Annotated in this window: 23 protein-coding genes and 1 tRNA gene; 13 read left to right on the top strand and 11 right to left on the bottom strand. The window is 66.2% G+C overall.

Annotated elements, in window-relative coordinates; genetic code table 11:
- Positions 1 to 133: 133 nt before the first annotated feature.
- The 3 genes from ftsZ to lpxC all read left to right on the top strand — a co-directional run bounded on the left by ftsZ (position 134) and on the right by lpxC (position 3,367).
- Complete coding sequence (gene ftsZ, locus JTE92_RS27835; RefSeq protein ID WP_063241547.1) at positions 134 to 1,327, top strand: cell division protein FtsZ; 1,194 nt, start codon at positions 134 to 136, stop codon at positions 1,325 to 1,327.
- A 461-nt stretch (positions 1,328 to 1,788) separates the two neighbouring features.
- Positions 1,789 to 2,295 carry a peroxiredoxin gene (locus JTE92_RS27830; protein WP_063241548.1) on the top strand — a complete coding sequence of 169 codons (507 nt, stop codon included), beginning with the start codon at positions 1,789 to 1,791 and terminating at the stop codon, positions 2,293 to 2,295.
- Positions 2,296 to 2,449: 154 nt separating this feature from the next.
- On the top strand, positions 2,450 to 3,367 hold the full coding sequence (gene lpxC, locus JTE92_RS27825) for a UDP-3-O-acyl-N-acetylglucosamine deacetylase (RefSeq protein WP_029048080.1): 918 nt from the start codon (positions 2,450 to 2,452) through the stop codon (positions 3,365 to 3,367).
- Positions 3,368 to 3,449: 82 nt separating this feature from the next.
- Here lpxC and JTE92_RS27820 read toward each other — a convergent pair whose 3' ends face one another.
- Positions 3,450 to 3,953: a DciA family protein gene (locus tag JTE92_RS27820; RefSeq protein ID WP_063241549.1), complete on the bottom strand. Its 504-nt coding sequence runs from the start codon at positions 3,951 to 3,953 to the stop codon at positions 3,450 to 3,452.
- 281 nt (positions 3,954 to 4,234) lie between these two features.
- On the opposite strand from JTE92_RS27820, the gene secA reads away from it, so the two are divergent.
- The 4 genes from secA (at position 4,235) to JTE92_RS27800 (ending at position 9,804) form a co-directional block, all read left to right on the top strand.
- A complete protein-coding gene (secA, locus tag JTE92_RS27815) occupies positions 4,235 to 7,012 on the top strand; it encodes a preprotein translocase subunit SecA (RefSeq protein ID WP_063241550.1) in 2,778 nt (925 codons plus the stop codon).
- Between the two features lie 141 nt (positions 7,013 to 7,153).
- Complete coding sequence (gene argJ, locus JTE92_RS27810; RefSeq protein WP_063241551.1) at positions 7,154 to 8,392, top strand: bifunctional glutamate N-acetyltransferase/amino-acid acetyltransferase ArgJ; 1,239 nt, start codon at positions 7,154 to 7,156, stop codon at positions 8,390 to 8,392.
- Positions 8,393 to 8,452: 60 nt separating this feature from the next.
- Positions 8,453 to 9,370, top strand: coding sequence for an ATP-binding protein (locus JTE92_RS27805; protein ID WP_063241552.1), 918 nt, complete (start codon positions 8,453 to 8,455; stop codon positions 9,368 to 9,370).
- On the top strand, positions 9,367 to 9,804 hold the full coding sequence (locus JTE92_RS27800) for an NUDIX domain-containing protein (protein ID WP_063241553.1): 438 nt from the start codon (positions 9,367 to 9,369) through the stop codon (positions 9,802 to 9,804). The genes JTE92_RS27805 and JTE92_RS27800 overlap by 4 nt, the downstream gene beginning before the upstream one ends.
- Positions 9,805 to 9,857: 53 nt before the next feature.
- Here JTE92_RS27800 and JTE92_RS27795 read toward each other — a convergent pair whose 3' ends face one another.
- The 8 genes from JTE92_RS27795 to ispB form a co-directional block, all read right to left on the bottom strand.
- A complete protein-coding gene (locus JTE92_RS27795) occupies positions 9,858 to 10,049 on the bottom strand; it encodes a DNA gyrase inhibitor YacG (protein WP_029048086.1) in 192 nt (63 codons plus the stop codon).
- A gap of 4 nt (positions 10,050 to 10,053) precedes the next feature.
- Positions 10,054 to 10,812 carry a cell division protein ZapD gene (zapD, locus tag JTE92_RS27790; RefSeq protein ID WP_063241554.1) on the bottom strand — a complete coding sequence of 253 codons (759 nt, stop codon included), beginning with the start codon at positions 10,810 to 10,812 and terminating at the stop codon, positions 10,054 to 10,056.
- 237 nt (positions 10,813 to 11,049) lie between these two features.
- Positions 11,050 to 11,688: a dephospho-CoA kinase gene (coaE, locus tag JTE92_RS27785; RefSeq protein WP_063241555.1), complete on the bottom strand. Its 639-nt coding sequence runs from the start codon at positions 11,686 to 11,688 to the stop codon at positions 11,050 to 11,052.
- Positions 11,689 to 11,739: 51 nt separating this feature from the next.
- Positions 11,740 to 12,642: a prepilin peptidase gene (locus JTE92_RS27780; protein WP_063241556.1), complete on the bottom strand. Its 903-nt coding sequence runs from the start codon at positions 12,640 to 12,642 to the stop codon at positions 11,740 to 11,742.
- A 3-nt stretch (positions 12,643 to 12,645) separates the two neighbouring features.
- Positions 12,646 to 13,917: a type II secretion system F family protein gene (locus JTE92_RS27775; protein ID WP_063241557.1), complete on the bottom strand. Its 1,272-nt coding sequence runs from the start codon at positions 13,915 to 13,917 to the stop codon at positions 12,646 to 12,648.
- A gap of 79 nt (positions 13,918 to 13,996) precedes the next feature.
- On the bottom strand, positions 13,997 to 15,775 hold the full coding sequence (locus JTE92_RS27770; RefSeq protein WP_063241558.1) for an ATPase, T2SS/T4P/T4SS family: 1,779 nt from the start codon (positions 15,773 to 15,775) through the stop codon (positions 13,997 to 13,999).
- Positions 15,776 to 16,016: 241 nt separating this feature from the next.
- A tRNA-Pro gene (locus JTE92_RS27765) sits at positions 16,017 to 16,093 on the bottom strand.
- Positions 16,094 to 16,184: 91 nt separating this feature from the next.
- Positions 16,185 to 17,114 carry an octaprenyl diphosphate synthase gene (gene ispB / locus JTE92_RS27760; RefSeq protein WP_063241559.1) on the bottom strand — a complete coding sequence of 310 codons (930 nt, stop codon included), beginning with the start codon at positions 17,112 to 17,114 and terminating at the stop codon, positions 16,185 to 16,187.
- On the opposite strand from ispB, the gene JTE92_RS27755 reads away from it, so the two are divergent.
- From JTE92_RS27755 to proB, 5 genes are all read left to right on the top strand, one after another.
- Complete coding sequence (locus tag JTE92_RS27755) at positions 17,113 to 17,406, top strand: hypothetical protein (RefSeq protein WP_063241560.1); 294 nt, start codon at positions 17,113 to 17,115, stop codon at positions 17,404 to 17,406. The two genes, ispB and JTE92_RS27755, sit on opposite strands and share 2 nt — an antisense overlap.
- 195 nt (positions 17,407 to 17,601) lie before the next feature.
- Positions 17,602 to 17,913, top strand: a complete 312-nt coding sequence (gene rplU / locus JTE92_RS27750) for a 50S ribosomal protein L21 (protein WP_006576525.1) — start codon at positions 17,602 to 17,604, stop codon at positions 17,911 to 17,913.
- 39 nt (positions 17,914 to 17,952) lie between these two features.
- Positions 17,953 to 18,213, top strand: coding sequence for a 50S ribosomal protein L27 (rpmA, locus tag JTE92_RS27745; protein ID WP_010814747.1), 261 nt, complete (start codon positions 17,953 to 17,955; stop codon positions 18,211 to 18,213).
- A 123-nt stretch (positions 18,214 to 18,336) separates the two neighbouring features.
- Positions 18,337 to 19,434 carry a GTPase ObgE gene (obgE, locus tag JTE92_RS27740; protein ID WP_063241561.1) on the top strand — a complete coding sequence of 366 codons (1,098 nt, stop codon included), beginning with the start codon at positions 18,337 to 18,339 and terminating at the stop codon, positions 19,432 to 19,434.
- A gap of 49 nt (positions 19,435 to 19,483) precedes the next feature.
- Positions 19,484 to 20,602, top strand: a complete 1,119-nt coding sequence (proB, locus tag JTE92_RS27735) for a glutamate 5-kinase (protein WP_063241562.1) — start codon at positions 19,484 to 19,486, stop codon at positions 20,600 to 20,602.
- A gap of 80 nt (positions 20,603 to 20,682) precedes the next feature.
- On the opposite strand, the gene JTE92_RS27730 is transcribed toward proB, so the two are convergent.
- A complete protein-coding gene (locus tag JTE92_RS27730; RefSeq protein WP_063241563.1) occupies positions 20,683 to 21,264 on the bottom strand; it encodes a CNP1-like family protein in 582 nt (193 codons plus the stop codon).
- Positions 21,257 to 21,931: an RNA pyrophosphohydrolase gene (locus JTE92_RS27725; RefSeq protein ID WP_063241564.1), complete on the bottom strand. Its 675-nt coding sequence runs from the start codon at positions 21,929 to 21,931 to the stop codon at positions 21,257 to 21,259. The genes JTE92_RS27730 and JTE92_RS27725 overlap by 8 nt, the downstream gene beginning before the upstream one ends.
- Positions 21,932 to 22,112: 181 nt before the next feature.
- Between JTE92_RS27725 and JTE92_RS27720 the strand changes: the two genes are divergently transcribed.
- On the top strand, positions 22,113 to 23,834 hold the full coding sequence (locus JTE92_RS27720) for a proline--tRNA ligase (protein ID WP_063241565.1): 1,722 nt from the start codon (positions 22,113 to 22,115) through the stop codon (positions 23,832 to 23,834).
- The last annotated feature ends 5 nt before the right edge of the window (positions 23,835 to 23,839 follow it).

Raw genomic sequence — 23,839 nt, 5'->3', positions numbered from 1 at the left:
TTGTCTACCGGACATGCGATGGCGCGTTGAGTGAAGTTTCTTGGTTCTTTTCTTAATGGTTTTTTGTTCAGGAACCAGGGGTTGCGGCGGGGAGGCTGCAGCGTCTGGGGACTGATTCTTCTCGGAGGCAGTGATGGACTTTGACATGATCGAAACGGAAGTGATGGACGGCACCATCATCAAAGTGGTCGGCGTGGGCGGCGCGGGCGGCAATGCCGTGCAGCACATGATCAGCCGCGGCGTGCAGGGCGTTGAATTCATCTGCATGAACACCGACGCCCAGGCGCTCAAGCGTTCCAGCGCTTCGCGCGTGCTGCAATTGGGCAGTACGGGACTGGGTGCCGGCGCCAAGCCGGAAGTCGGCCGCGGTTGCGCCGATCAGGCCCGCGAGCAGATCGCCGACGCGCTGCGCGGCGCGCACATGGTCTTCATCACTGCCGGCATGGGCGGCGGTACCGGTACCGGTGCCGCGCCGATCGTGGCGCAGGTGGCCAAGGAAATGGGCATCCTGACCGTGGGCGTGGTCAGCAAGCCGTTCGACTTCGAAGGCGCGCGCCGCGCCAAGGTGGCCGAGCATGGCTCCAGCGAGCTGGAGTCGAGCGTCGACTCGCTGATCGTGGTGCTGAACGAAAAGCTGTTCGAAGTGATGGGCGACGACGCCGAGATGGACGCATGCTTCCAGTGCGCCGACGACGTGCTGCACAACGCGGTGGCCGGCATTGCCGAGATCATCAACGTTGACGGCCTGGTGAACGTCGACTTCGAAGACGTGAAGACGGTGATGGGCGAGCAGGGCAAGGCCATGATGGGGACGGCCACCGTGTCGGGCGTGGACCGCGCCCGCCTGGCGGCCGAGCAGGCCGTTGCCAGCCCGCTGCTGGAAGGCGTGGACCTGTCCGGCGCGCGCGGCGTGCTGGTCAACATCACCGCCAGCCGTTCGCTGAAGCTGTCGGAAACCAAGGAAGTCATGAACACTATCCGCAGCTACGCCGCGGAAGATGCGACCGTGATCTTCGGTACGGTGTACGACGATTCGATGAGCGATGCGCTGCGCGTGACCGTGGTCGCGACCGGCCTGGGCCGCTCGGCCAAGAAGCAGCAGCCGATGACGCTGCTGAAGACCGGCACGGACAACATGCCGGTGCAGATGATGGCCAACATGGCCGCCACCGCCGCGCAGCACAGCTCGCCGGACTACAGCAACCTGGACACGCCGGCGGTGTGGCGCAGCTCGCGCGAATCGGCGTCGGCCCACGTGGCGGCGCTGCAGGAGAAGGGTGTGGACACGTACGATATTCCGGCCTTCCTGCGCAAGCAGGCAGACTGAGCGCCGGACGGCGCGGCATCGGTGCCTCCACCGGCCGCCTGACGGATCGCGTCGCCTTGTCGCGATGCATGCGCGCTCCCCATCCGCGCGTGCCTTGCATGGACTGACGTGACCCGGCAGGCAGCCGGCGGCGCCGCGCCGCCTGCCGCAACGGCGCATCGTCCGCCACAACCTGCATCCCGTCGCCGGGCAGGGCGTGCCGCTGGCCGCCTCCCCGGACTGGTTTCCCGCCTTCCCGGTCGGGATGTCTCGCCGTCCGCGCGGCGCACCCACAAGGTGCGTCGCGCGGACGTCTTTGTAGCAAGGTGTATCGAATGCGACCGGATGTGACCCGGCTTTGGCATCGCCGGCGCTGCGCCTATGATCGTGAGGTTGCCCGCTGCCTGTGCAATGCAGCAATCGTCAGGGCAGCCAATTCGCATCCGACCTATCCTTCAGAAAACCCAGGAAGACCACGCCCCATGATTACCGTCGGTTCCCGCGTCCCGGACGCCACCCTGCAGGAATTCATCGAAACCGAAAGCGAGGGCTGCTCGCTCGGACCCAACGCCTTCCGCGTCGCCGACCTGGTGCGCGGGCGCAAGATCGTGGTGTTCGGGCTGCCCGGCGCGTTCACGCCGACCTGCTCGGCCAAGCATGTGCCGGGCTTCGTCACGCATGCCGCGGACCTGCGCGCTGCCGGCGTCGATGAAGTGTGGTGCGTGTCGGTCAATGACGCCTTCGTCATGGGCGCGTGGGGCCGCGAACAGCAGGTCGCCGGCACGGTGCGCATGATGGCCGACGGCAGCGCCGAATGGACGCGGGCGCTGGGCCTGGACCAGGACCTGGGCGCGCGCGGCATGGGCGTGCGCTCCAAGCGCTATGCCATGGTGATCGACGATGGTGTCGTGACCCGGCTCGACGTGGAGGCGCCCGGCGAATTCCGCGTCAGCAGCGCCGACGCCGTGCTGGCTGCGTTGCGCGGCTGACACAGTCATCCGGGTAAACGTGGATTATTCGCAACATCTTAATGCGGTGTTAACAGCCGGAAACAAAACCCGGCTGCACCACCTTCCGGGTGGTGGTAAAATCGCTTAATCAGAAAAAGCACCACGATAGATTTTTATAATAGTTGAGGCTGTCATGCTCAAACAGCGCACGATCAAATCCCTGGTGAAGACAGTTGGCATCGGCCTGCACTCCGGCCGCAAGGTCACGCTGACCCTGCGTCCCGCGGCCGCCGACACCGGCATCGTCTTTACCCGCGTCGACCTGCCCGAGGCCGTCGAGATTCCCGTGGCCGCTTCGGCCATCGGCGACACGCGCCTGGCATCGGTGCTGCAGAAGGATGGCGCGCGCGTTTCTACCGTCGAGCACCTGATGTCGGCGTGCGCCGGCCTGGGCATCGACAACCTCTATGTCGATGTCGACGCCGAGGAAATCCCGATCATGGACGGCAGCGCCGCGTCCTTCGTGTTCCTGCTGCAGTCGGCCGGCATTGAAGAACAGAACGCGCTGAAGACCTTTATCCGCGTCAAGAAGCCGGTGGAAGTGCGCGAGGGCGACAAGTTCGCGCGGCTGGAGCCGTTCTTCGGCTTCAAGCTGGCGTTCACCATCGACTTCCGTCATCCGGCGGTCGACAAGACCGGCCAGACCTTCTCGATCGACTTCGGCGACACCAGCTACGTGCGCGAAATCGCCCGGGCCCGCACCTTCGGCTTTGCCCATGAGGTGGAGGCGCTGCGCGAGATGGGCCTGGCGCGCGGCGGCAGCCTGGACAACGCCATCGTGCTGGACGAGCACCGCATGCTGAACAACGAGGAACTGCGCTATGGCGACGAATTCGTGCGCCACAAGATCCTCGACGCCATCGGCGACCTGTATGTGGTCGGCCATCCGCTGATCGGGTCCTATGTCGCGCACAAGTCGGGCCACGGCCTGAACAACCAGCTGCTGCGCGCGCTGCTGGCGGACCAGGAGGCCTATGAACTGGTCACCTTCGACCGCGTCGAGGAAGCGCCCGCCGCCTTCCTGCCGCAGGCGCAGCCGGCCTTTGCCTGAGCCGCATCCCCTGCACGCCGTGCAACGAAAAGCCGACCCGCGGGTCGGCTTTCTTGTTTGTTCGGAAATTGCCGCCGGCCGCTCAGCGGTGGTGCGAGAGCAGCGTCTTGAGCGCGTCGCGCAGCGGCGAATCGGGCAAGGTGCGCGCGAGCTGGTCCAGGCTGGCAAGGCCGGTCGGCGTCATTTGCCCGCTGGTGCGCTTGCGCTCGACCGGACCGGTGTCCCAGTCCGCGTGGCGCTGCACCTCGGGCTGCACCCGCACCCGGATGGAGGTGATCTGCGAGCCGCGCTGCTGCAGCCGACCCAGCAGCGTCGGCACCACCTGCCGTACCCGCGCCGCGGCCGCGCCGTGTGCCGCCAGCAACAGCAGCACCTGGCCGTTCGCATCGACCGCGTCGCGCTTGACCCCGGCCACGGCAATGCCGGCGCGCATGCCGGGGGGCAGCAGCGACAGCACTTCGGCCTCCAGCACGGACAGCTGGCGCGCGGTCTGCATCAGCCCGGAAACCGGGCCGGACCTGGCCAGCCAGTCATTGAGCGGCTTGGCGGCAGCGGTCTGCAGGGCGTGGTGGGTGAAGCGGCGCATGGCTGCATTCTAGCAAGGGGTGGCGGGGCTGCCCGGGTCGGAAAGGATTGAAGCTGCCGCAGCCGTCCCAAACTGCTGCAAGCAGGGGGCCGGGGTCGGCCCGCGTTGGCCGGTGCGTGGCAATTGGCAGCCTTGCATGGCAAGGCCCGGCGCGTTCCGGCCGTGACCCCGGCACATGATAAACTCGGCGTTTCGCGCCAATCTATCCATTCCTCGCCCGGCCGCCGGGGAGCCCGCTTACCAGGGGCGTCAATCCGGTCCCGCGCAGGTGAAAGCAATCGATGATCACGGGCCTTCTCAAGAAAGTCTTCGGCAGCCGCAATGAGCGGCTGATCAAACAATATCGCCGCACGGTGGCGCAGATCAATGCGCTGGAGCCGAAGTTCGAGCAGCTCTCGGACGACGACCTGCGTGGCATGACCGAGACCTTCCGGCAGCGCCACGCCGGCGGCGAGTCGCTCGAAGCGCTGCTGCCCGAGGCTTTTGCCGTGTGCCGCGAGGCCAGCAAGCGCGTCATGAAGATGCGCCACTTCGACGTGCAGCTGATCGGCGGCATGGTGCTGAACGACAACAAGATCGCCGAAATGCGCACCGGCGAGGGCAAGACGCTGACCGCGACGCTGGCCGTGTACCTGAATGCCATCACCGGCAAGGGCGTGCACGTGGTGACGGTCAACGACTACCTGGCGCAGCGCGATGCCGAGTGGATGGGCCGGCTGTACAACTTCCTGGGCCTGTCGGTGGGCGTGAACCTGTCGCAGATGGCGCATGACGAGAAGCAGGCTGCGTACAACGCCGACATCACCTACGGCACCAACAACGAGTTCGGCTTCGACTACCTGCGCGACAACATGGTCTACGACCCGTCGCAGCGGGTGCAGCGGCCGCTGAACTACGCCATCGTCGATGAAGTGGACTCGATCCTGATCGACGAGGCGCGCACTCCGCTGATCATCTCCGGCCAGGCCGAGAACCAGACCGACCTGTACCAGCGCATGAACGGCATCCCCAAGCTGCTCGAGCGCCAGATCGGCGAGGAAAAGGCCGACGGCACCGGCGTGGAGAAGCCGGGCGACTACTATGTCGACGAGAAGGGCCACCAGGTCTACCTGACCGAAGCCGGCCACGAGAAGGCCGAGGAGATCCTGTCGCAACAGGGCCTGATCGGCGAAGGCGAGTCGCTGTACGCGCCGCAGAACATCACGCTGATGCACCACCTGTACGCCGCCCTGCGCGCGCACAGCCTGTTCCACCGCGACCAGCACTACGTGGTGCAGAACGACGAAGTGGTGATCGTCGATGAATTCACCGGCCGCCTGATGACGGGCCGCCGCTGGTCCGATGGCCTGCACCAGGCCGTCGAAGCCAAGGAAGGCGTGACCGTCCAGCAGGAAAACCAGACGCTGGCGACCATCACCTTCCAGAACTACTTCCGCATGTACAACAAGCTGGCCGGCATGACCGGCACGGCCGATACCGAAGCGTATGAGTTCCAGGAGATCTACGGCCTGGAAGTGGTGGTGATCCCGACCAATCGCCCGGCCCAGCGCAAGGACCAGCAGGACCAGATCTACAAGACCGGCAAGGAGCGCTACGACGCCGTGGTGCGCGATATCCGAGAATGCTACGAGCGTGGCCAGCCGGTGCTGGTGGGCACCACCTCGATCGAGACCTCGGAATACCTGTCGGGCCTGCTCGACCGCGAACAGCTGCCGCACCAGGTGCTCAATGCCAAGCAGCATGCCCGCGAAGCCGAGATCGTGGCGCAGGCCGGCCGTCCCAAGATGATCACCATTGCCACCAACATGGCCGGTCGCGGTACCGACATCGTGCTGGGCGGCAACGTGGAGAAGCAGTCGGGCTTTATCGAAGCGGACCCGAACCTGTCCGACACCGACAAGGCCGCGCGCATCCAGCAGCTCAAGGATGAATGGCAGTCGCTGCACGAGCAGGTCAAGGCTGCCGGCGGCCTGCATATCGTCGGCACCGAGCGCCATGAGTCGCGCCGTATCGACAACCAGCTGCGCGGCCGCGCCGGCCGCCAGGGCGATCCGGGTTCGTCGCGCTTCTACCTGTCGCTGGACGACCAGCTGCTGCGCATCTTTGCCGGCGACCGCGTGCGCGCCATCATGGAGCGCCTGAAGATGCCCGAAGGCGAGCCGATCGAGGCCGGCATCGTCACGCGCTCGATCGAATCGGCGCAGCGCAAGGTGGAAGGCCGCAACTTCGATATCCGCAAGCAGCTGCTGCAGTACGACGACGTCGCCAACGACCAGCGCAAGGAAATCTACAAGCTGCGCAACGACGTGCTCGAGGCCAATGACGTCGGCGAGATGGTCGCCAACCTGCGCGAGAGCGTGCTGATCGAGCTGTTCCGCGACCACGTGCCGGCCGACACCATGGAAGAGCAGTGGAATATCGCCGGCCTGGAAGCGCGCCTGCGCGAGGACTGGGGCCTGGAAGTGCCGCTGGCGCAGACCATCGAGGGCGCGCAGAGCATCGAGGACGAAGAGCTGCTCGACCTGATCATGAAGGCGGCGACCGAACGCTACGACGGCAAGGTCGCGATGGTCGGCCGCGAGTCGTTCGCCGGCTTCGAGCGCTCGGTCATGCTGCAGAGCATCGACACGCACTGGCGCGAACACCTGGCCGCGCTGGACCACCTGCGCCAGGGCATCCACCTGCGCGGCTATGCCCAGAAGGATCCCAAGCAGGAGTACAAGCGCGAGTCGTTCGAACTGTTCGCGCGCCTGCTGGACGTGATCAAGAACGAAGTCACCCGCGTGACCTTCAACGTGCAGATCCAGTCGCCGGAGGAACTGGAACAGGCTTCCGAGCAGATCGAGGAAGGCCTGTCGCACCTGGAGAACGTGCAGTACAAGCACGACGAGTTCGCCGAAGGCCGCGAGCCGGTCGAGGAAGCGCCGTCGCCGCGCACCGGCACGGCCATGGCCGCCGCCGAGCTGGCGCTGGCGGGCATGCCCAAGGTCGGCCGCAACGATCCGTGCCCGTGCGGCTCGGGCAAGAAGTTCAAGCAGTGCCACGGCAAGCTCAGCTGAGCTGAGCCGCGCCGGGTGCCCGGTATGACGTCGGTCCCGCAGCGCGGGGCGTGACGCAACAGGAAACGAACATGCCCGCCCTTCGCGGGCATGTTCGTCTGAGACAAGCAAGTCGCTGGCAGGAACATCGAGGAGTCCTACATGCCCGTCAATCTTCCGCTGCCCCAGGCAGAGAACCTGAAATCCGTCGCCGGCGTGGAGCTCGGCTGGGCCGAGGCGGGCATCCGCAAGGCCAACCGCAAGGACGTGCTGGTGGTGCGCGTGGCCGAAGGCAGCACCGTGGCCGGCGTTTTCACCAGCAACCGCTTTTGCGCCGCGCCGGTGCAGGTGTGCCGGGAGCACCTTGCTGCCGCGGACAAGTCGGGCAAGGGCATTCGCGCGCTGGTGGTCAATACCGGCAATGCCAACGCCGGCACCGGCGAGCAGGGCCTGGCCAACGCCCGCGCCACCTGCGACGCGCTGGCTGCGCAGCTGTGCATCGATGCCGGCCAGGTGCTGCCGTTCTCGACCGGCGTGATCCTCGAGCAGTTGCCGATGGACCGCCTGCTGGCCGGGCTGCCCGCCGCCATCGCCAACGCCAGGGCCGACAACTGGCTGGCCGCGGCGGAGGCGATCATGACCACCGACACGCAGCCCAAGGTCGCGTCGCGCACGGTGCAGGTCGACGGCAAGACCGTGACGCTGTCAGGCATCAGCAAGGGCGCCGGCATGATCCGGCCGAACATGGCAACCATGCTGGGCTTTATCGCCATGGACGCCGCGGTCGCGCAGCCGGTGCTGCAGGCGCTGGTGACGCACGCCGCCGATCACTCGTTCAACAGCATCACCATCGATGGCGATACCTCGACCAACGATTCGTTCGTGCTGATTGCCTCGGGCAAGTCCGGTGCCGTGGTCGACCGTGCCGAAGGCGCGGCCTTTGCAGCGCTGCGCGATGCCGTGACCGGCCTGGCGCAAGAGCTGGCGCAGATGATCGTGCGCGACGGCGAAGGCGCGACCAAGCTGATGACCATCCGCGTCGAAGGCGGCAAGGACGTGGGCGAGTGCCGCCAGATCGCCTACGCGGTCGCGCATTCGCCGCTGGTCAAGACCGCGTTCTATGCGTCGGACCCCAACCTCGGCCGCATCCTGGCCGCGGTTGGCTACGCCGGCGTGGACGACCTCGATGTCGGCCGCGTCAACCTGTGGCTGGACGATGTCTGGGTCGCACGCGACGGCGGCCGCAATCCCGACTACCGCGAGGAAGACGGCCAGCGCGTGATGAAGCAGGCCGAGATCACGGTGCGCATCGCGCTGGGCCGCGGCAATGCCGAAGCCACGGTCTGGACCTGCGACCTGTCGCATGACTACGTGTCGATCAACGCCGACTACCGTTCCTGAGCCCGCTCCATCCTGCCCGCGCACGCGGGCAGGGCGCACGAACCCATCTTCCGCCCCACCATGTCCGACCTCGCCGCCCGCCTCGACAACTTCCTCTCCCGCCTCGAACAATGGCTGCCGCCGCAACTGAACGACGCGGACTGGCAGGAGGCGGTAGCGTTCCGCTGGCGCAAGCGGCAGAGCCTGTTCGGCAATATCGGCTACCTGCAGCCGGTGCGCCAGCTGCCGCCGATCCACCTGGACGACCTGAAGAACATCGAGCGCCAGAAGGACGCCATCGTCGCCAACACGCGCCAGTTCGTGAACAAGCTGCCGGCCAACAACGTGCTGCTGACCGGCGCGCGCGGCACCGGCAAGTCGTCGCTGATCAAGGCCTGCCTGAATGCCTTCGTCAAGGACGGGCTGCGGCTGGTGGAGGTCGACAAGGATGACCTGGGCGACCTCGGCGATATCGTCGAGCTGGTCTCGGCCCGGCCCGAGCGCTTCGTCATCTTCTGCGACGACCTGTCGTTCGAGGAGGGCGAGTCGGGCTACAAGTCGCTGAAGTCGGCGCTGGACGGCTCGGTCGCGGCGCAGTCGGACAACGTGCTGATCTACGCCACGTCCAACCGCCGGCACCTGCTGCCGGAGTACATGAAGGACAACGAAACCTACCGCCACACCGACGACGGCGAGATCCATCCCGGCGAAGTGGTCGAAGAGAAGATCTCGCTGTCCGAGCGCTTCGGGCTGTGGCTGTCGTTCTACCCGCCCAAGCAGGACGAGTACCTGGCCATCGTCGGCCACTGGCTCAGGCACTTCGGCTGCACCGACGAAGACATCGCCGCCGCGCGCGGCGACGCGCTGGTGTGGGCGCTGGAGCGCGGCTCGCGCTCGGGCCGCGTGGCGTGGCAGTTTGCGCGCGACTGGGGCGGCAAGCATGGCCAGCCGTATATTGCCGACGTGCTCGCCGACGTGCCGGGGAACGACAAGGCATGAGCGCGGCCATGGACAAGCCCGCAGAGACCGCCGGCAACCCGCCGCGCAAGGTCACCGAAGTCGCCGTCGGCGTGATGGTGCAGCCGGACGGCCGCTTCCTGCTGGCGCAGCGCCCCGCAGGCAAGCCGTACGAGGGCTACTGGGAGTTCCCCGGCGGCAAGCTCGAGCCAGGCGAGAGCGTGGAAGCCGCGCTCGCCCGCGAGCTGCATGAGGAGCTGGGACTCGACATTACCGCGTGCGAGCGCTGGCATGTGCTCGAGCACGACTACCCGCACGCCTATGTGCGGCTGCATTTCTGCAAGGTCACTGCCTGGCGCGGTGACCCGGTCGGCCGCGAAGGCCAGGCCTTTTCCTGGCAGACGGTGCCCGTGACGGTCGCGCCGCTGCTGCCGGCCACCATTCCGGTGGTGGAGTGGCTGGGCGAAGAAGCGTAGGGCACAGAGCGCTGGCGGCGCACTGAGCGGTCTGTGCGGCCGAGACGACTACGTCAGTCGTCCTCGTCGCCAGGCAGGTCAGGCGAAGGCGTCTCGCCCGGCTTGCCGCCAATCACGTACTTTTCGGACGCCCAGGCGCCGAGGTCGATCTGCTTGCAGCGCTCGGAACAGAACGGGCGGAACTTGTTGTCGGGCACCCAGGCCACCTCGGTGCCGCAGGTGGGGCATTTGACGACAGCGGGCATGGCTTCAGAAATTGCAGAGTTTCAGCAGGAACGGGATATCGGCATCGACCGAGCGTGGCCGCAGGTCGCCATCCTGCTGCGTGAAGCGCACCCACAGCATGTACTTGTTCGCGCTCATTTCCGGGATGAAGGCCAGCAGCGAGTCATCCAGCCACACCTGCATCAGCTGGTAGCTGCGCCCGGACAGCATCTGCTGGTAGCTGCCGCCGGTGGCGATCACCTTGCCGCTCTGGCCGGCTTCGCGCAGCAGGCGCAGCACGATGGTGGTGCCCATGCGCAGCGACACCAGCGGGCGCGCCCACTTCAGGATATCGGCGCGACGGTCCTCCGCGGGGCGGTGCTGCCACGCGTAATAGGCCGGCAGGTCGAACTCGCAGGTGCCACCGGGAATGATGGCGCGGCTGCGGATGCTGGTCAGCCACTCGTTGTCGGTCAGCAGTTGCCCGGCCTTGCCCACGGTCTGGTTGAGCATGGCGATGCCCTGCTCGATTTCGCCGATCACGCTGTCCAGCGCTTCCTGGTCGATCTGCGGGTTGGCGCGCAGCGGCGCCAGCGCCTGGCGCTGGCGTTCCAGTTCCTTGATCAGGTCGGTCTTGAGGTCGGCGCGGCCGGCGACGTCGATGATCTCGAACAGCGTGGTCAGCGCGACATGGTGCTGCTGCGGATGATCCTGGCCGAGGAAGTATTCCAGCCGATCGAACAGGTCCTCCAGGCGCAGGAGTGTCCTGATGCGTTCGTTGAAAGGATATTCGTACAGAATCAAGTGCTATGTCCGTGCAGGGCGCCGGGCGGGCCCCGTGTGAGGAGCAGGCCCGGTGCGGAATGTGGCCCGGGGAACGCCGGAAGGGGCTGGGTGGACTGTGTCGGAGTGATCCGCGGTGTCCAATGCCCGCAGTATGCGGCGATTTCCCGGCATGTTCCAGCGCATTCTATGCGAGACCCGGGCCGAGGACAATGTCGGACGCGCGTTCGCCGCGTGCCGCCGGGCCGGGCCCGCACATCATGCGCCGGCTTCGGGATGGACCTTTCCGGACGCCGACAGTTCGCGGTAATAGCGGTCGAGGCGGTCCACCTGCGCCACCAGCGCATCCACCGGGCCGTCGTTGTCGATGACGTCGTCGGCACATGCCAGCCGCGCGCGCCGCGTGGCCTGCCTGGCCATGATCGCCTGCACCTGTTCACGGCTGAAGCCGTTGCGCGCCATCACGCGCGCCACCTGGGTGGCTTCGGTGCAGTCGACCACCAGCACGCGGCCCACGCGCTCGCGCCATGAGCCGGACTCGACCAGCAGCGGCACCACGTAGATCAGGTAAGGATGCTCGCCGGCGTCGCGGACCGCCTGGGCATGCTCGTTGGTCAGCGCGCGGATCAGCGGATGGGTGATGCCTTCGAGGCGCGCCTTGGCGGCCGGGTCGGCGAACACCAGCGCGCGCATCGCGTCGCGGTCCATGGCGCCGTCGGGGCGCAGGCATTCAGTCCCGAAGGCTTCGACCAGCGCCGGGATGGCACGCCCGCCCGGGGCGGTGATCTGGTGGGCGAGCAGGTCGGTATCGATGATCGCGGCGCCGCGCGCGGCGAACATGTCGGCCACGCGGGTCTTGCCGCTGCCGATGCCGCCGGTCAGTCCGATTTCCAGCATGTGGGGATGCCGTGAAGGCCAGTTGTCGATGTTGCCGTCACGATACCAGCTTCAAGGCAGCAAGGTCAGCGGCAGCACGCCGGAGCCGAACACCAGCACCACCAGGCCCGCCAGCGCGATAAAGGGGCCGAAAGGGAAGGGCGTGTCGCGATCCTGCCGGCGCAGTGCGATGCTGGCCAGCCCGAACGCCACACCGGCCACCGATGACAGCAGCACCAGCGCCGGCAGCGCCTGCCAGCCAAACCACGCCCCGAGTGCCGCCATCAGCTTGAAGTCGCCGAAACCCATGCCCTCCTTGCCACGCACCAGCCGGAACAGCCAGTACGCCGTCCACAGCACCAGGTAGCCGGCGGCGGCGCCGATCACGGCGTCGGCCAGCGGCACGAACAACCCGCCCAGGTTCAGCACCAGTCCCAGCCACAGCAGCGGCAGCGTGATCTGGTCCGGCAGCAACTGGGTATCGGCATCGATCAGGGTCAGCGCCAGCAGCGCCCAGACCAGCACCAGTGCCGCCAAGGCCTGCACGCCAGGGCCGAAGCGCCACGCCACCAGCGCGCTCAGCACGCCGCAGGCCAGCTCCACCAGCGGATAGCGTGCGCTGATCCGGGCCTTGCAGGCCGAGCAGCGCCCGCGCAGCGCCAGCCAGCTCAGCACCGGCACGTTTTCCCAGGGCGCGATCGCGTGGCCGCAGTGCGGACAGGCCGAGCGCGGCACCATCAGGTTGTAGCGGGCGGGGTAGGGCAGCGGATCGCCGCGCAGCTCGGCGATATAGTTGGCTTCCTCGCGCTCCATCATGCGCGGCAGCCGGTGGATCACCACGTTGAGGAAACTGCCCACCACCAGGCCGAGCACGGCCGTCACCGCCACCATGAAGGCAGGCGGCAGCACCGCCAGCGCCTGCAGCAATTGATCGCTGCCTGCGGGAAACGGCGAAACGGAATACGCCAGCGCCATTGCCTACACCACCTGTCCCAGCTTGAAGATCGGCAGGTACATCGCCACCACCATGCCGCCGATCAGCACGCCCAGCACCACGATGATGATCGGCTCGATCAGGCTGGAGATGGCGGCCACCGCGTCGTCGACCTCGCGCTCGTAGAACTCGGCCACCTTCAGCAGCATGTTGTCGAGCGCGCCGGATTCTTCACCGATCTGCGTCATCTGCAGCACCATGTTGTCGAACACGTGCGTGGCCTGCATGGCGTTGGTCAGGCTGGTACCGATGCGCACCGACTGTTCGATCTCGCGCGTGGCGTCGTAGTAGACCCAGTTGCCGGCGGCGCCCGCCACCGACTCCATCGACTCCACCAGCGGCGTGCCGGCGGCGAACATGGTCGCCAGCGTACGCGTCCAGCGTGCGATCACCGCCTTGCGGAACAGGCTGCCGAAGATCGGCAGCTTCAGCAGCGCGCGGTCGGACCAGCGCTGCACCTTCTCTGACTTCTTGCGTGCCCGCAGGTAGAGCGTGATGCCGGCCACCGGCGTACCGATGACCAGGTACCAGTACTGCACGAAAAAGTCCGAGATCGCGATCACCAGCAGCGTTGGCGCGGGCAGGTTGGCGCCGAAGCTGGAGAACACGCCCTTGAACGCCGGGATCACGAACAGCATCAGGATCACGGTGACGGCAAAGGCCACCGTCAGCACCGCGATCGGGTAGATCATCGCCGACTTGATCTGGCCCTTCAGCGCGATGGTCTTTTCCATGTAGAGCGACAGGCGCTCCAGCAGCGCGTCCAGGATACCGCCCTGTTCGCCCGCATCGATCAGGTTGCAGTAGAGCGTGTCGAAGTACTTCGGCTGTCGCCGGAATGCCGCCGCCATGCTGCTGCCCGATTCGATATCGAAGCGGATCTCGGACAGCAGCTGGGTAAAGTTGGGATTGGCGTGCCCGCGCGCGATGATGTCGATCGACTGCAGCAGCGGAATCCCGGCCTTTAGCATGGTCGACAGCTGGCGGGTGAAGTAGGCGATGTCCTTCTCGGTGATCTTGCGCCCGCGTGCGGCCTTGCGCTTCTTGAGCTTGACGATGGTCAGGCCTTGCTTGCGCAGCGTGGCGGTGACCTCGGCCTGGCTCTCCGCACGCAGCTCGCCGGTGAAGGTCTTGCCCTTGCGGTCCTTGCCTTCCCATTCGAAGATGTACTGGGTGGGGGCCTTGCGCCCCTTGCCTGATTTTGCCCGTGACGGTGCTGCCGTCCGGGCGCCCGCCGCTGGTGCGCGCGTCGCCATGTTGTTGACCCCCGGTGTCAATGACGTTTCTGGTACGTCTTGTATTTACGTTGTTTTGCGTCGTGACCTGACTGCCTTGCTACGTATTCGTGGTCGCCAGCACCTCTTCGAGTGACGTGACGCCCGCTCTGACCTTGAGCAGCCCAGCCTCGCGCAACGATAGCACGCCGTCCTTGCGCGCCTGCTCGGCGATCTGCAGCGCGGTGCCGTGCGACAGGATGATCTGCTGCATCGCCTCGGTGATCGGCATGACCTGGTAGATGCCGCAGCGGCCCTTGTAGCCGCTGCCGTTGCAGCGCTCGCACCCGACCGGGTGGTAGGGCTGCCAGCTGCCGTCCAGATCAGGTTCGCGGAAGCCCGCATCCAGCAGCGTCTCGCGCGGCAGCTCGCCGGGGCGCTTGCAGGTGCACAGCCGCCGCGCCAGCCGCTGCGCGGTGATCAGCAGCACGCTGGAGGCGATGTTGAACGGCGCCACGCCCATGTTCATCAGCCGCGTCAGCGTGGTGGGCGCGTCGTTGGTGTGCAGCGTCGACAGCACCAGGTGGCCGGTCTGCGCGGCCTTGATCGAGATATCGGCGGTCTCCAGGTCGCGGATTTCGCCGACCATGATGACGTCCGGATCCTGCCGCAGGAACGAGCGCAGCGCCGCGGCAAAGGTCAGGCCGGCCTTGTCGTTGACATTGACCTGGTTGATGCCGGGCAGCTGGATTTCGGCCGGGTCCTCGGCGGTCGAGATATTGATGTCGCCCTGGTTCAGCAGGTTCAGGAAGGTGTACAGCGACACCGTCTTGCCGCTGCCGGTGGGGCCGGTCACCAGCACCATGCCGTACGGGCGCTTGATCACGTCCAGCAGCAGCGCCTTCTGCTGCGGCTCGTAGCCGAGCTGGTCGATATCGAGCTTGTCGGACGACGATTCCAGGATCCGCATCACGATCTTCTCGCCGAACAGCGTGGGCAGCGTCGAGACGCGGAAATCGACGGCCTTCTCGACGGTTTCCCTGGCGTCCTTGTCCTTGGGATCCTTCGCGTCCTTGCCGTCCTTGCCGTCCTTGTTGTCCTTCGTATCCTTGGGCAGCGCGATCAGCAGCTTCATGCGGCCGTCCTGCGGCACGCGCTTTTCAGAAATATCCAGCCGGGACAGCACCTTGATGCGGGTGGCGATCTTGTCGCGAATATCCAGCGGCGGCCTTGCCACCTCCTGCAGCACGCCGTCCACGCGGAAGCGGACCCGGTAGAAGGTCTCGAACGGCTCGAAATGCAGGTCGGATGCGCCGCGGTGGAAGGCTTCGGTCAGCAGCTTCTGCAGGAAGCGCACCACGGGGGCGTCGTCGATGGCATCGGCGGCAGTGCGGTTGCGCTGCGCGCCGGCGGCCGCCACCGGGTCGTATTCGATCATCTTGCGCTCGGCCTGCACCGGCGAGATGTTCTTGAGCGTGCCCAGCGCCTCGCCGGCGGAGCGCACGTACTTCATCAGCTTGTCGTGCTCGACCACCACCGCTTCGACCGGCAGCTTGTACTTTTCCTTGATCGCGTCCAGCCCGGCCTGGTTGGACGGATCGGACAGCCCCAGCACCAACCGGTTTTCGCGCCGGCCCAGCGGCAGCAGGCGGTGCGCATGGAATTCGCGGTTGCCCGCCAGCCCCGGCGGCACCTTGGTCAGGTTGTACTGGTTGAGGTCCAGCAACGGCAGCTGGTACTTGTCCGCCGCGAACAGAGCCAGGTCGTGCGCGCTCATGGTGCCGCTGCCGACGATCTCATCGATCAGCTGCGACTGCTTTTCACGGGCGGCCTGCTCCAGCTGAGCAAGCAGGGCGGGCGCGATACGCCGGCTCTGGGCCAGGGCAAGACCGAGTGTCATGACAGGTGCGCAGTGGTTGGACAGTGGCCGCCGGCCACGGACGGACGAGACGGTTCCACGTCCTAGGATCGGGGCAGTTTGCCGCTGGGGTCACTTTTTGTAAAGGCGACTGCGGGACGTGTTGGCGTTTGCGCGACACGGGCGCAACCCTACTTGCGCGGGGGCAGGGGTGGCCATGAGGATCGGGAGGGCAGAAAGACAAAAAGCCGAATCAACTTTCGTTGATTCGGCTTTTTTAATCTGGTCGGGGTGAGAGGATTCGAACCTCCGGCCTCTACGTCCCGAACGTAGCGCTCTACCAGGCTAAGCTACACCCCGATTTGTTTTTGCTTGCCGTCGCTGGGCGTCAGCAGCAAAGAAGGTAACTATAACAGCGTTTTTGCTGAAATGGAAGAGGGTGGGGAATCCCTTACGACTGCCGCTGCAGCGAGAACGCGCAGAGCTGGATCAGCGTTTCCTTCAGCGCGGAATCCGGGAACTGCTGCGCAGCCCGCTCGGCGGCTTCCGCTTCCTGGCGCGCGGCCTCGAAGGTGACCTCGAGCGCGCCGCTGGCGTGGATGGCCGCGAAGACCGCGTCGAAGTGCTCGGTGCCGCCCTGCACGATGGCGTCGCGCGCCAGCTGGCGCTGCTCCGCGGTGCCGTGCTCCAGCAGGTGCAGCAGCGGCAGCGTGGGTTTGCCTTCGCGCAGGTCGTCGCCGGCGTTCTTGCCCATCTGCTCGGCGCTGGCCGTGTAGTCCAGCATGTCGTCGATCAGCTGGAAGGCGGTGCCGATGCGGCGGCCGTATTCGGCGGCGGCTTCTTCCATCTGCGCGTCGGCGCCGGCCAGCACCGCGCCCAGCTGGGCGGCGGCCTCGAACAGCTTGGCGGTCTTGTAGCGGATTACCTGCAGGTAGCGCTCGACGGTGACGTCGGGGTCGTGCATGTTCAGCAGCTGCAGCACCTCGCCCTCGGCGATCACGTTGGTCGCGTTGGACAGGATCTCCATGATGCGCATGCTGCCGGCATCGACCATCATCTGGAACGCGCGCGAGTAGAGGAAGTCGCCGACCAGCACGCTGGCGGCATTGCCGAACACCGCGTTGGCGGTGTCGCGGCCGCGGCGCAGCTCGGATTCGTCGACGACGTCGTCGTGCAGCAGCGTGGCGGTGTGGATGAATTCGACGACGGCGGCCAGCTCGTGGTGGCGGTTGCCGTCATAGCCCAGCGCGCGCGCCGTCAGCAGCAGGATCACCGGGCGCAGGCGCTTGCCGCCGGCACCGATGATGTATTCGCCGATCTGTTCGATCAGGGGGACTTCGGAAGACAGCCGCTGGCGGATGACAGCATCAACCGCGCGCATGTCTGCAGCGACCGGGGCAAGCAAGGCAGTGGCGGAAGGCTGGGACAAGATGATCACCGTTACGCAAAACCGGACGATTATATGCGATGCACGCGGCGTTCTACGCATGCCCCGCATTCTTGCCGCGGCTGGGCAGGCAGGCGGCTCAGGGTATGCGCGCAGCGGCGTCGGTGACCGGCACCACTATAATGCGGACATGGACAAGCCCGTACCCCGCCGCCAGCTGCGCCGCACCGCGTGGTGGGTGGCGTTTGCCGCACTGGCGGGATTCCTTCTCGCCGATCTGACCTGAGCGGGGCTGCCGCCGATTGTGCCGGCCGCGCCGCTCACAGGCTATGTGCCTGTTTTCTTTGCAGTTTTCCCCGATCTCGTTTAGAATTCCCGGTTTCCTCCGGTAGTCGCTCGCCTTGCGGGTCCTTGCCGGCGGGAGATAACCGGGCCGCATCGCGCGGTTTCGGCGTTTTATTCACATCCGAGAGGTTCGACAATGTACGCGGTCGTAAAAACCGGCGGCAAGCAATACAAGGTTGCTGCTGGCGAAAAACTGAAAGTAGAACAGATACCGGCAGACATTGGCGCAGAAATCACGCTCGACCAGGTGCTCGCAGTGGGCGCCGGCGACCAAATCAAGTTTGGTACGCCGCTGGTTAGCGGGGCTTCCGTCAAGGCTACCGTTATCTCCCAGGGTCGTCACGACAAGGTGAAGATCTTCAAGATGCGCCGTCGCAAGCACTACCAGAAGCGTCAGGGCCATCGTCAGAATTACACCGAACTGCGCATCGAAGCGATCGTTGCCTGATCGATCGAGCGTAATCCGGTAAAGCGACAGGAGTAAGACATGGCACAGAAAAAAGGCGGCGGTTCCACGCGGAACGGCCGTGATTCCGAATCGAAGCGTCTGGGCGTGAAGGTGTTTGGTGGCCAGGCCATCAACGCCGGCGGCATCATCATCCGCCAGCGCGGTACCCGCGTGCATGCCGGCGACAACGTCGGCGTGGGCAAGGACCACACGCTGTTCGCCCTGGTTGACGGCCACGTGCAGTTCGCCGTCAAGGGCCCTGCCAAGAAGCAGCAAGTCAGCGTCGTCCCGGCGGCCTGATAACAGCCTTTGCAGGATGAAAGGCCCCGCAACGCTTGCGGGGCTTTTTCTTTTCTGGCGAAGTAAACTACGCCGGCCTCCCCGATCAGCCGATCCCTGCCGATCCATCACGGAAAACCCATCATGAAGTTCATCGACGAAGCCCGAATCGAAGCCATCGCCGGCAACGGCGGCAATGGCAGCGCCTCGTTCCGGCGCGAGAAGTTTGTGCCCTTCGGCGGCCCGGATGGTGGCGACGGCGGCCGCGGCGGCAGCGTGTTCGCGCAGGCGGACCGCAATATCAATACCCTGATCGACTTCCGCTACGCCAAGAAGCACGTGGCCAGGAACGGCGAGAACGGCCGTGGCTCCGACTGCTATGGCGCGGCTGGCGAAGACATCACGCTGCGCATGCCGGTCGGCACGCTGATCACGGACATGGACACCGGCGAGGTCATCGCCGACCTGACCGAGCACGGCCAGCGCGTGTGCCTGGCCGAAGGCGGCATGGGCGGCTGGGGCAACCTGCATTTCAAGTCCAGTACCAACCGCGCGCCGCGCCAGCAGGTGGACGGCAAGCCGGGCGAGCGCCGCATGCTCAAGCTCGAGCTGAAGGTGCTGGCCGACGTCGGCCTGCTGGGCATGCCCAATGCCGGCAAGTCGACCTTCATTTCGCATATTTCCAACGCGCGCCCCAAGGTGGCGGACTATCCGTTCACCACGCTGCATCCCAACCTGGGCGTGGTGCGCGTGGACCATGAGCAGTCGTTCGTGGTCGCCGACATTCCGGGCCTGATCGAAGGCGCGGCCGAGGGCGCGGGCCTGGGCCACCAGTTCCTGCGCCACCTGCAGCGCACCGGCCTGCTGCTGCATATCGTCGACCTGGCGCCGTTTGACGAGGCGGTCGACCCGGTCGCCGAGGCCAAGGCCATCGTCAACGAGCTGAAGAAGTACGACGAGGACTTGCACGACAAGCCGCGCTGGCTGGTGCTGAACAAGCTCGACATGGTGCCCGAGGACGAGCGTGCCGCGCGGGTCAAGGACTTCCTCAAGCGCTACAAGTGGAAGGGCCCGGTGTTCCAGATCTCTGCGCTGACCGGCGAGGGCTGCCGTGAGCTGATCTACGCGATCAAGGACCACCTGGCGGCGATCAAGGCCGAAGAGGCCGCAGCGCTGGCCGAACCGGACATCCGTCTCGACGATCGGTTGCACAATGTCGACCAGGACGAGCGCGAGGCATAAGCAACACCAACGGTCTGAAAAAACGAATTCCGGAGACAGGATTCCCGCCATGCAATCGGTCATCGCGCAGGCAAAGCGCCTCGTCGTCAAAGTCGGCTCCAGCCTGGTCACCAACGATGGCAAGGGGCTGGACCACGACGCCATCGCCCGCTGGGCATCGCAGATCGCCAGGCTGCGCGTGGCGGGCAAGGAAGTGGTGCTGGTCAGCTCCGGCGCCATCGCCGAAGGCATGCAGCGCCTGGGCTGGGTGCGCCGGCCAAAGGAAATCCACGAGCTGCAGGCCGCCGCCGCCGTCGGCCAGATGGGCCTGGCGCAGGTCTATGAAAGCCAGTTCACGCGCTACGGCATCCGCACCGCACAGGTGCTGCTGACCCACGCCGACCTGGCCGACCGCGAGCGCTACCTGAATGCGCGTTCCACGCTGCTGACGCTGCTGTCGCTGGGCGTGGTGCCGATCATCAACGAGAACGACACCGTGGTCACCGACGAAATCAAGTTCGGCGACAACGACACGCTCGGCGCGCTGGTCACCAACCTGATCGAGGGCGACGCGCTGGTGATCCTCACCGACCAGCGCGGCCTGTACACCGCCGATCCGCGCAAGGATCCGGCGGCGCAGTTCGTGGATGAAGCCATGGCCGGCACGCCCGAACTGGAAGCCATGGCCGGTGGCGCCGGCACCTCGATCGGGCGCGGCGGCATGCTGACCAAGATCCTGGCGGCCAAGCGCGCCGCCAAGTCCGGCGCACACACCATCATCGCCTCCGGGCGCGAGGCCAACGTGCTCGAGCGGCTGGCCGCGGGCGAGGCCATCGGCACCCAGTTGCTGGCGCCGACCGGCCGGCTTACCGCGCGCAAGCAGTGGATGGCCGACCACCTGCAGCTGCGCGGGCGCGTGGTGATCGACAACGGCGCGGTCGAGAAGCTGACCGGCGGCGGCAAGTCGCTGCTGCCGATCGGCGTGGTCGAGGTGCAGGGCGAATTCGCCCGCGGCGAGGTGATCGCCTGCGTCGACCCGCAGGGCAGGGAAGTGGCGCGCGGCATCACCAACTATTCGAGCGCCGAGGCGCGGCTGATCGCGCGCAAGCCTTCGTCGGAGATCGAGTCGGTGCTGGGCCACCTGAACGAGCCTGAGCTGATCCACCGCGACAACCTCGTGCTGGTCTGAGCGGCGACCGAAAACAGCTAAACAAAAACGGCGGAACTGCCAGGCAGTCCCGCCGTTTTTTTATCCCGATGCCGCCCGGCTCAGCGTCCGCTGGGCGCACGCGATTGCAGTTCGCGCACCATGTCCTCCGGCTTGCCGGCCACCGTGCGGCCTTCGCAGAAGAATTCGATGGCCAGCGTGGCAGCGTAGGCGTTGCGCACGCCGGTTTCCATGCGATGCCAGGTCTCGCCGTAGCCGCTGGTGTTAGGCACCCATTCGGTGGCGCCCTTGGGCAGCGTGGCGTAGAGCTTGCGCTCGAACGCATCGCAGCGCATGCCTTCGAAGGTCACGTTGCGGGCGCCGCTCTGGCTGGTGGTGACCACGGTGTAGCGCACCACATTGTCCTTGCCCACCGAGACCGACTTGCTGTCCACCGCAAACGACAGCGTGCCGGTGCCGGACACCGAGAACGGCACCAGGTTGGCATCCTGCGGCGGCGCCGGCAGCATCGCCTTGGCTTCCTCGAAGGTCTTGGGCGCGAAGGGGCTGAGCCAGGTGCTTTCTTCTTCCGCCATCTCCTTGCCGGTGGTCTTGCAGCCCGCCAGCGCCAGGGTGGCGGCGGCAAGCAGCAGGCCGGCAGCGGTCAGGCCGCCGCGGCGGCCCGGGCCGGTGCAACTAGTCATCAGTACTCCGTGAGTTGGTAACCGGCGCGGCCGGCGAAACAGTCCCTTGCGCGGCGACTTGCGCCGTCGCGCTGCCACCATCGGCACCGGCGGGCTTTGCCGGCTGGCCGGCGACCGCGGGCGGAACGCCGCGATGCCCGCCGCCATGGCGGCCGTGCGCATGCGTGCCATAGGGGCTCAGCGGCGCGCGCGGATGCCGGTTCAGGAAGCGCGACAGCTCCGTCAGCGCCATCTGGTAGACATCGCGCTTGAATTCGATCACCGCATCCAGCGGCACCCAGTAGTGGCTCCAGCGCCAGGCGTCGAACTCCGGATGGTCGGTTGCCCGCAGGTGAATATCGCAGTCCCTGCCCGCCATGCGGAGCAGGAACCAGATTTGTTTCTGGCCCCTGTAGTGGCCGCGGATCTCGCGGCGGATGAACTTGTCCGGCACCTCGTAACGCAGCCAGTCGCGCGTGCGACCTACGATCCTGACGTGCTCCGGAAGCAGGCCGGTTTCCTCATGCAGTTCGCGGTACATGGCCTGTTCCGGCGTTTCGCCGTACTTGATGCCGCCTTGCGGAAACTGCCAGGAGTGTTCGCCGATGCGCTTGCCCCAGAAAACCTCGTTGCGTGCGTTGAGGAGGATGATGCCGACGTTCGGGCGAAAGCCTTCACGATCGAGCATGACTGCACCTCGAATCCTTTAGAATTACGCTGATTATAAAGGAAGCGCGCAGCCGGGCTCTGGCGGGGGGATGCTGGTTTTCCCGAGCAGAAGGGCAGTTTCAGGCGCGTGCGCGACAAATCAGTGCCGCCGCTCCCGGAATTGGCCGGGCAGGCGTTGCGGCCTCGAGAGAAAGCTACGGATGAAAGCCTCGCAATTCTTCATTTCCACCCTCAAGGAAGCGCCCGCCGACGCGGAAATCGTGTCGCACAAACTGATGATGCGCGCCGGCATGATCAAGAAGCTGGGCGCCGGCATCTACACCTACATGCCGATCGGCCTGCGCGTGATCCGCAAGGTGGAGAACATCGTGCGCGAGGAAATGAACCGCGCCGGCGCGGTGGAAATGTCCATGCCGGTGATCCAGCCGGCCGAGCTGTGGCAGGAGACCGGCCGCTGGGACAAGATGGGCCCCGAGCTGCTGCGCCTGAAGGACCGCCATGAGCGCGACTTCGCCGTGCAGCCGACCTCGGAAGAGGTGGTGACCGACATCGCCCGCAGCGAGATCCGCAGCTACAAGCAGCTGCCGCTCAATTTCTACCAGATCCAGACCAAGTTCCGCGACGAGCGCCGGCCGCGCTTCGGCATCATGCGCGGCCGCGAGTTCACCATGAAGGACGCCTATTCCTTCGACCGCGACACCGACGGCCTGCGCAAGTCGTACGAGAACATGTACGACGCCTACGTGCGCATCTTCAGCCGCTTCGGGCTGGAGTTCCGCGCGGTGGCGGCCGACAACGGTGCCATCGGCGGTTCGGGTTCGCATGAGTTCCACGTGATCGCCGATACCGGCGAAGACGCCATCGTCTACTGCCCGACCTCGGCCTACGCCGCCAACATGGAGGCCGCCGAGGCGCTGCCGCTGCTGGCGGAGCGCGCCGCCCCAAAGCAAGACCTGGTCAAGACCTTCACCCCGGAGAAGGTCAAGTGCGAGCAGGTGGCCGAATTCCTGAACATCCCGCTGGAGACCAACGTCAAGTCGATCGTGCTGGCCACGGACAGCGAGGCCGGCGCCCAGATCTGGCTGCTGCTGATCCGCGCCGACCATGAGCTGAACGAGGTCAAGGCCTCCAAGGTGCCGGGGCTGGCCGACTTCCGCTTTGCCACCGAGAACGAGATCGTCGACGCCTTCGGCTCGCCCCCGGGCTATCTCGGCCCGATCGACATGAAGAAGCCGGTCAAGGTGGTCGCCGACCGCACCGTCGCCAACATGAGCGACTTTGTCTGCGGCGCCAACTACCGCGACTATCACTTCACCGGCGTCAACTGGGGCCGCGACCTGCCCGAGCCGATCGTGGCCGACCTGCGCAACGTGGTGGCGGGCGATGCCTCGCCGGACGGCCAGGGCACGCTGGAGATCTGCCGCGGCATCGAGGTGGGCCACGTGTTCATGCTGGGCACGCGTTACTCGGAATCGATGAACGCCACCTTCCTCGACGAGAACGGCAAGACCCAGCCGATGCAGATGGGCTGCTACGGCATCGGCGTCACCCGTATCCTGGGCGCGGCGATCGAGCAGAACTTCGATGAGCGCGGCATCATCTGGCCGGCGGCGATCGCGCCGTTCGAGGTGGTGATCTGCCCGGTGGGCTACGACCGCTCCGAGGCCGTCAAGGCCGAGGCCGACCGTATCCACGCCGAGCTGCTGGCTGCCGGCGTCGACGTCATCATCGACGACCGCGGCGAGCGTCCGGGCGTGATGTTCGCCGACTGGGAACTGATCGGCGTGCCGCACCGCGTGGTGGTGGGCGACCGCGGCCTGAAGGAAGGCAAGGTCGAGTACCAGGGCCGGCGTGACGCACAGGCCACCGCGGTCAGCGTGGCCGACGTGGTCAGCCACGTGCGCAACCAGCTGGCGAACTGAGCCCG

Source organism: Cupriavidus oxalaticus, from assembly GCF_016894385.1.
Classification (GTDB): Bacteria; Pseudomonadota; Gammaproteobacteria; order Burkholderiales; family Burkholderiaceae; genus Cupriavidus; species Cupriavidus oxalaticus.
Note: the sequence above shows the minus strand (reverse complement) of the source record. Positions and strands in the feature narration are given on the sequence as shown.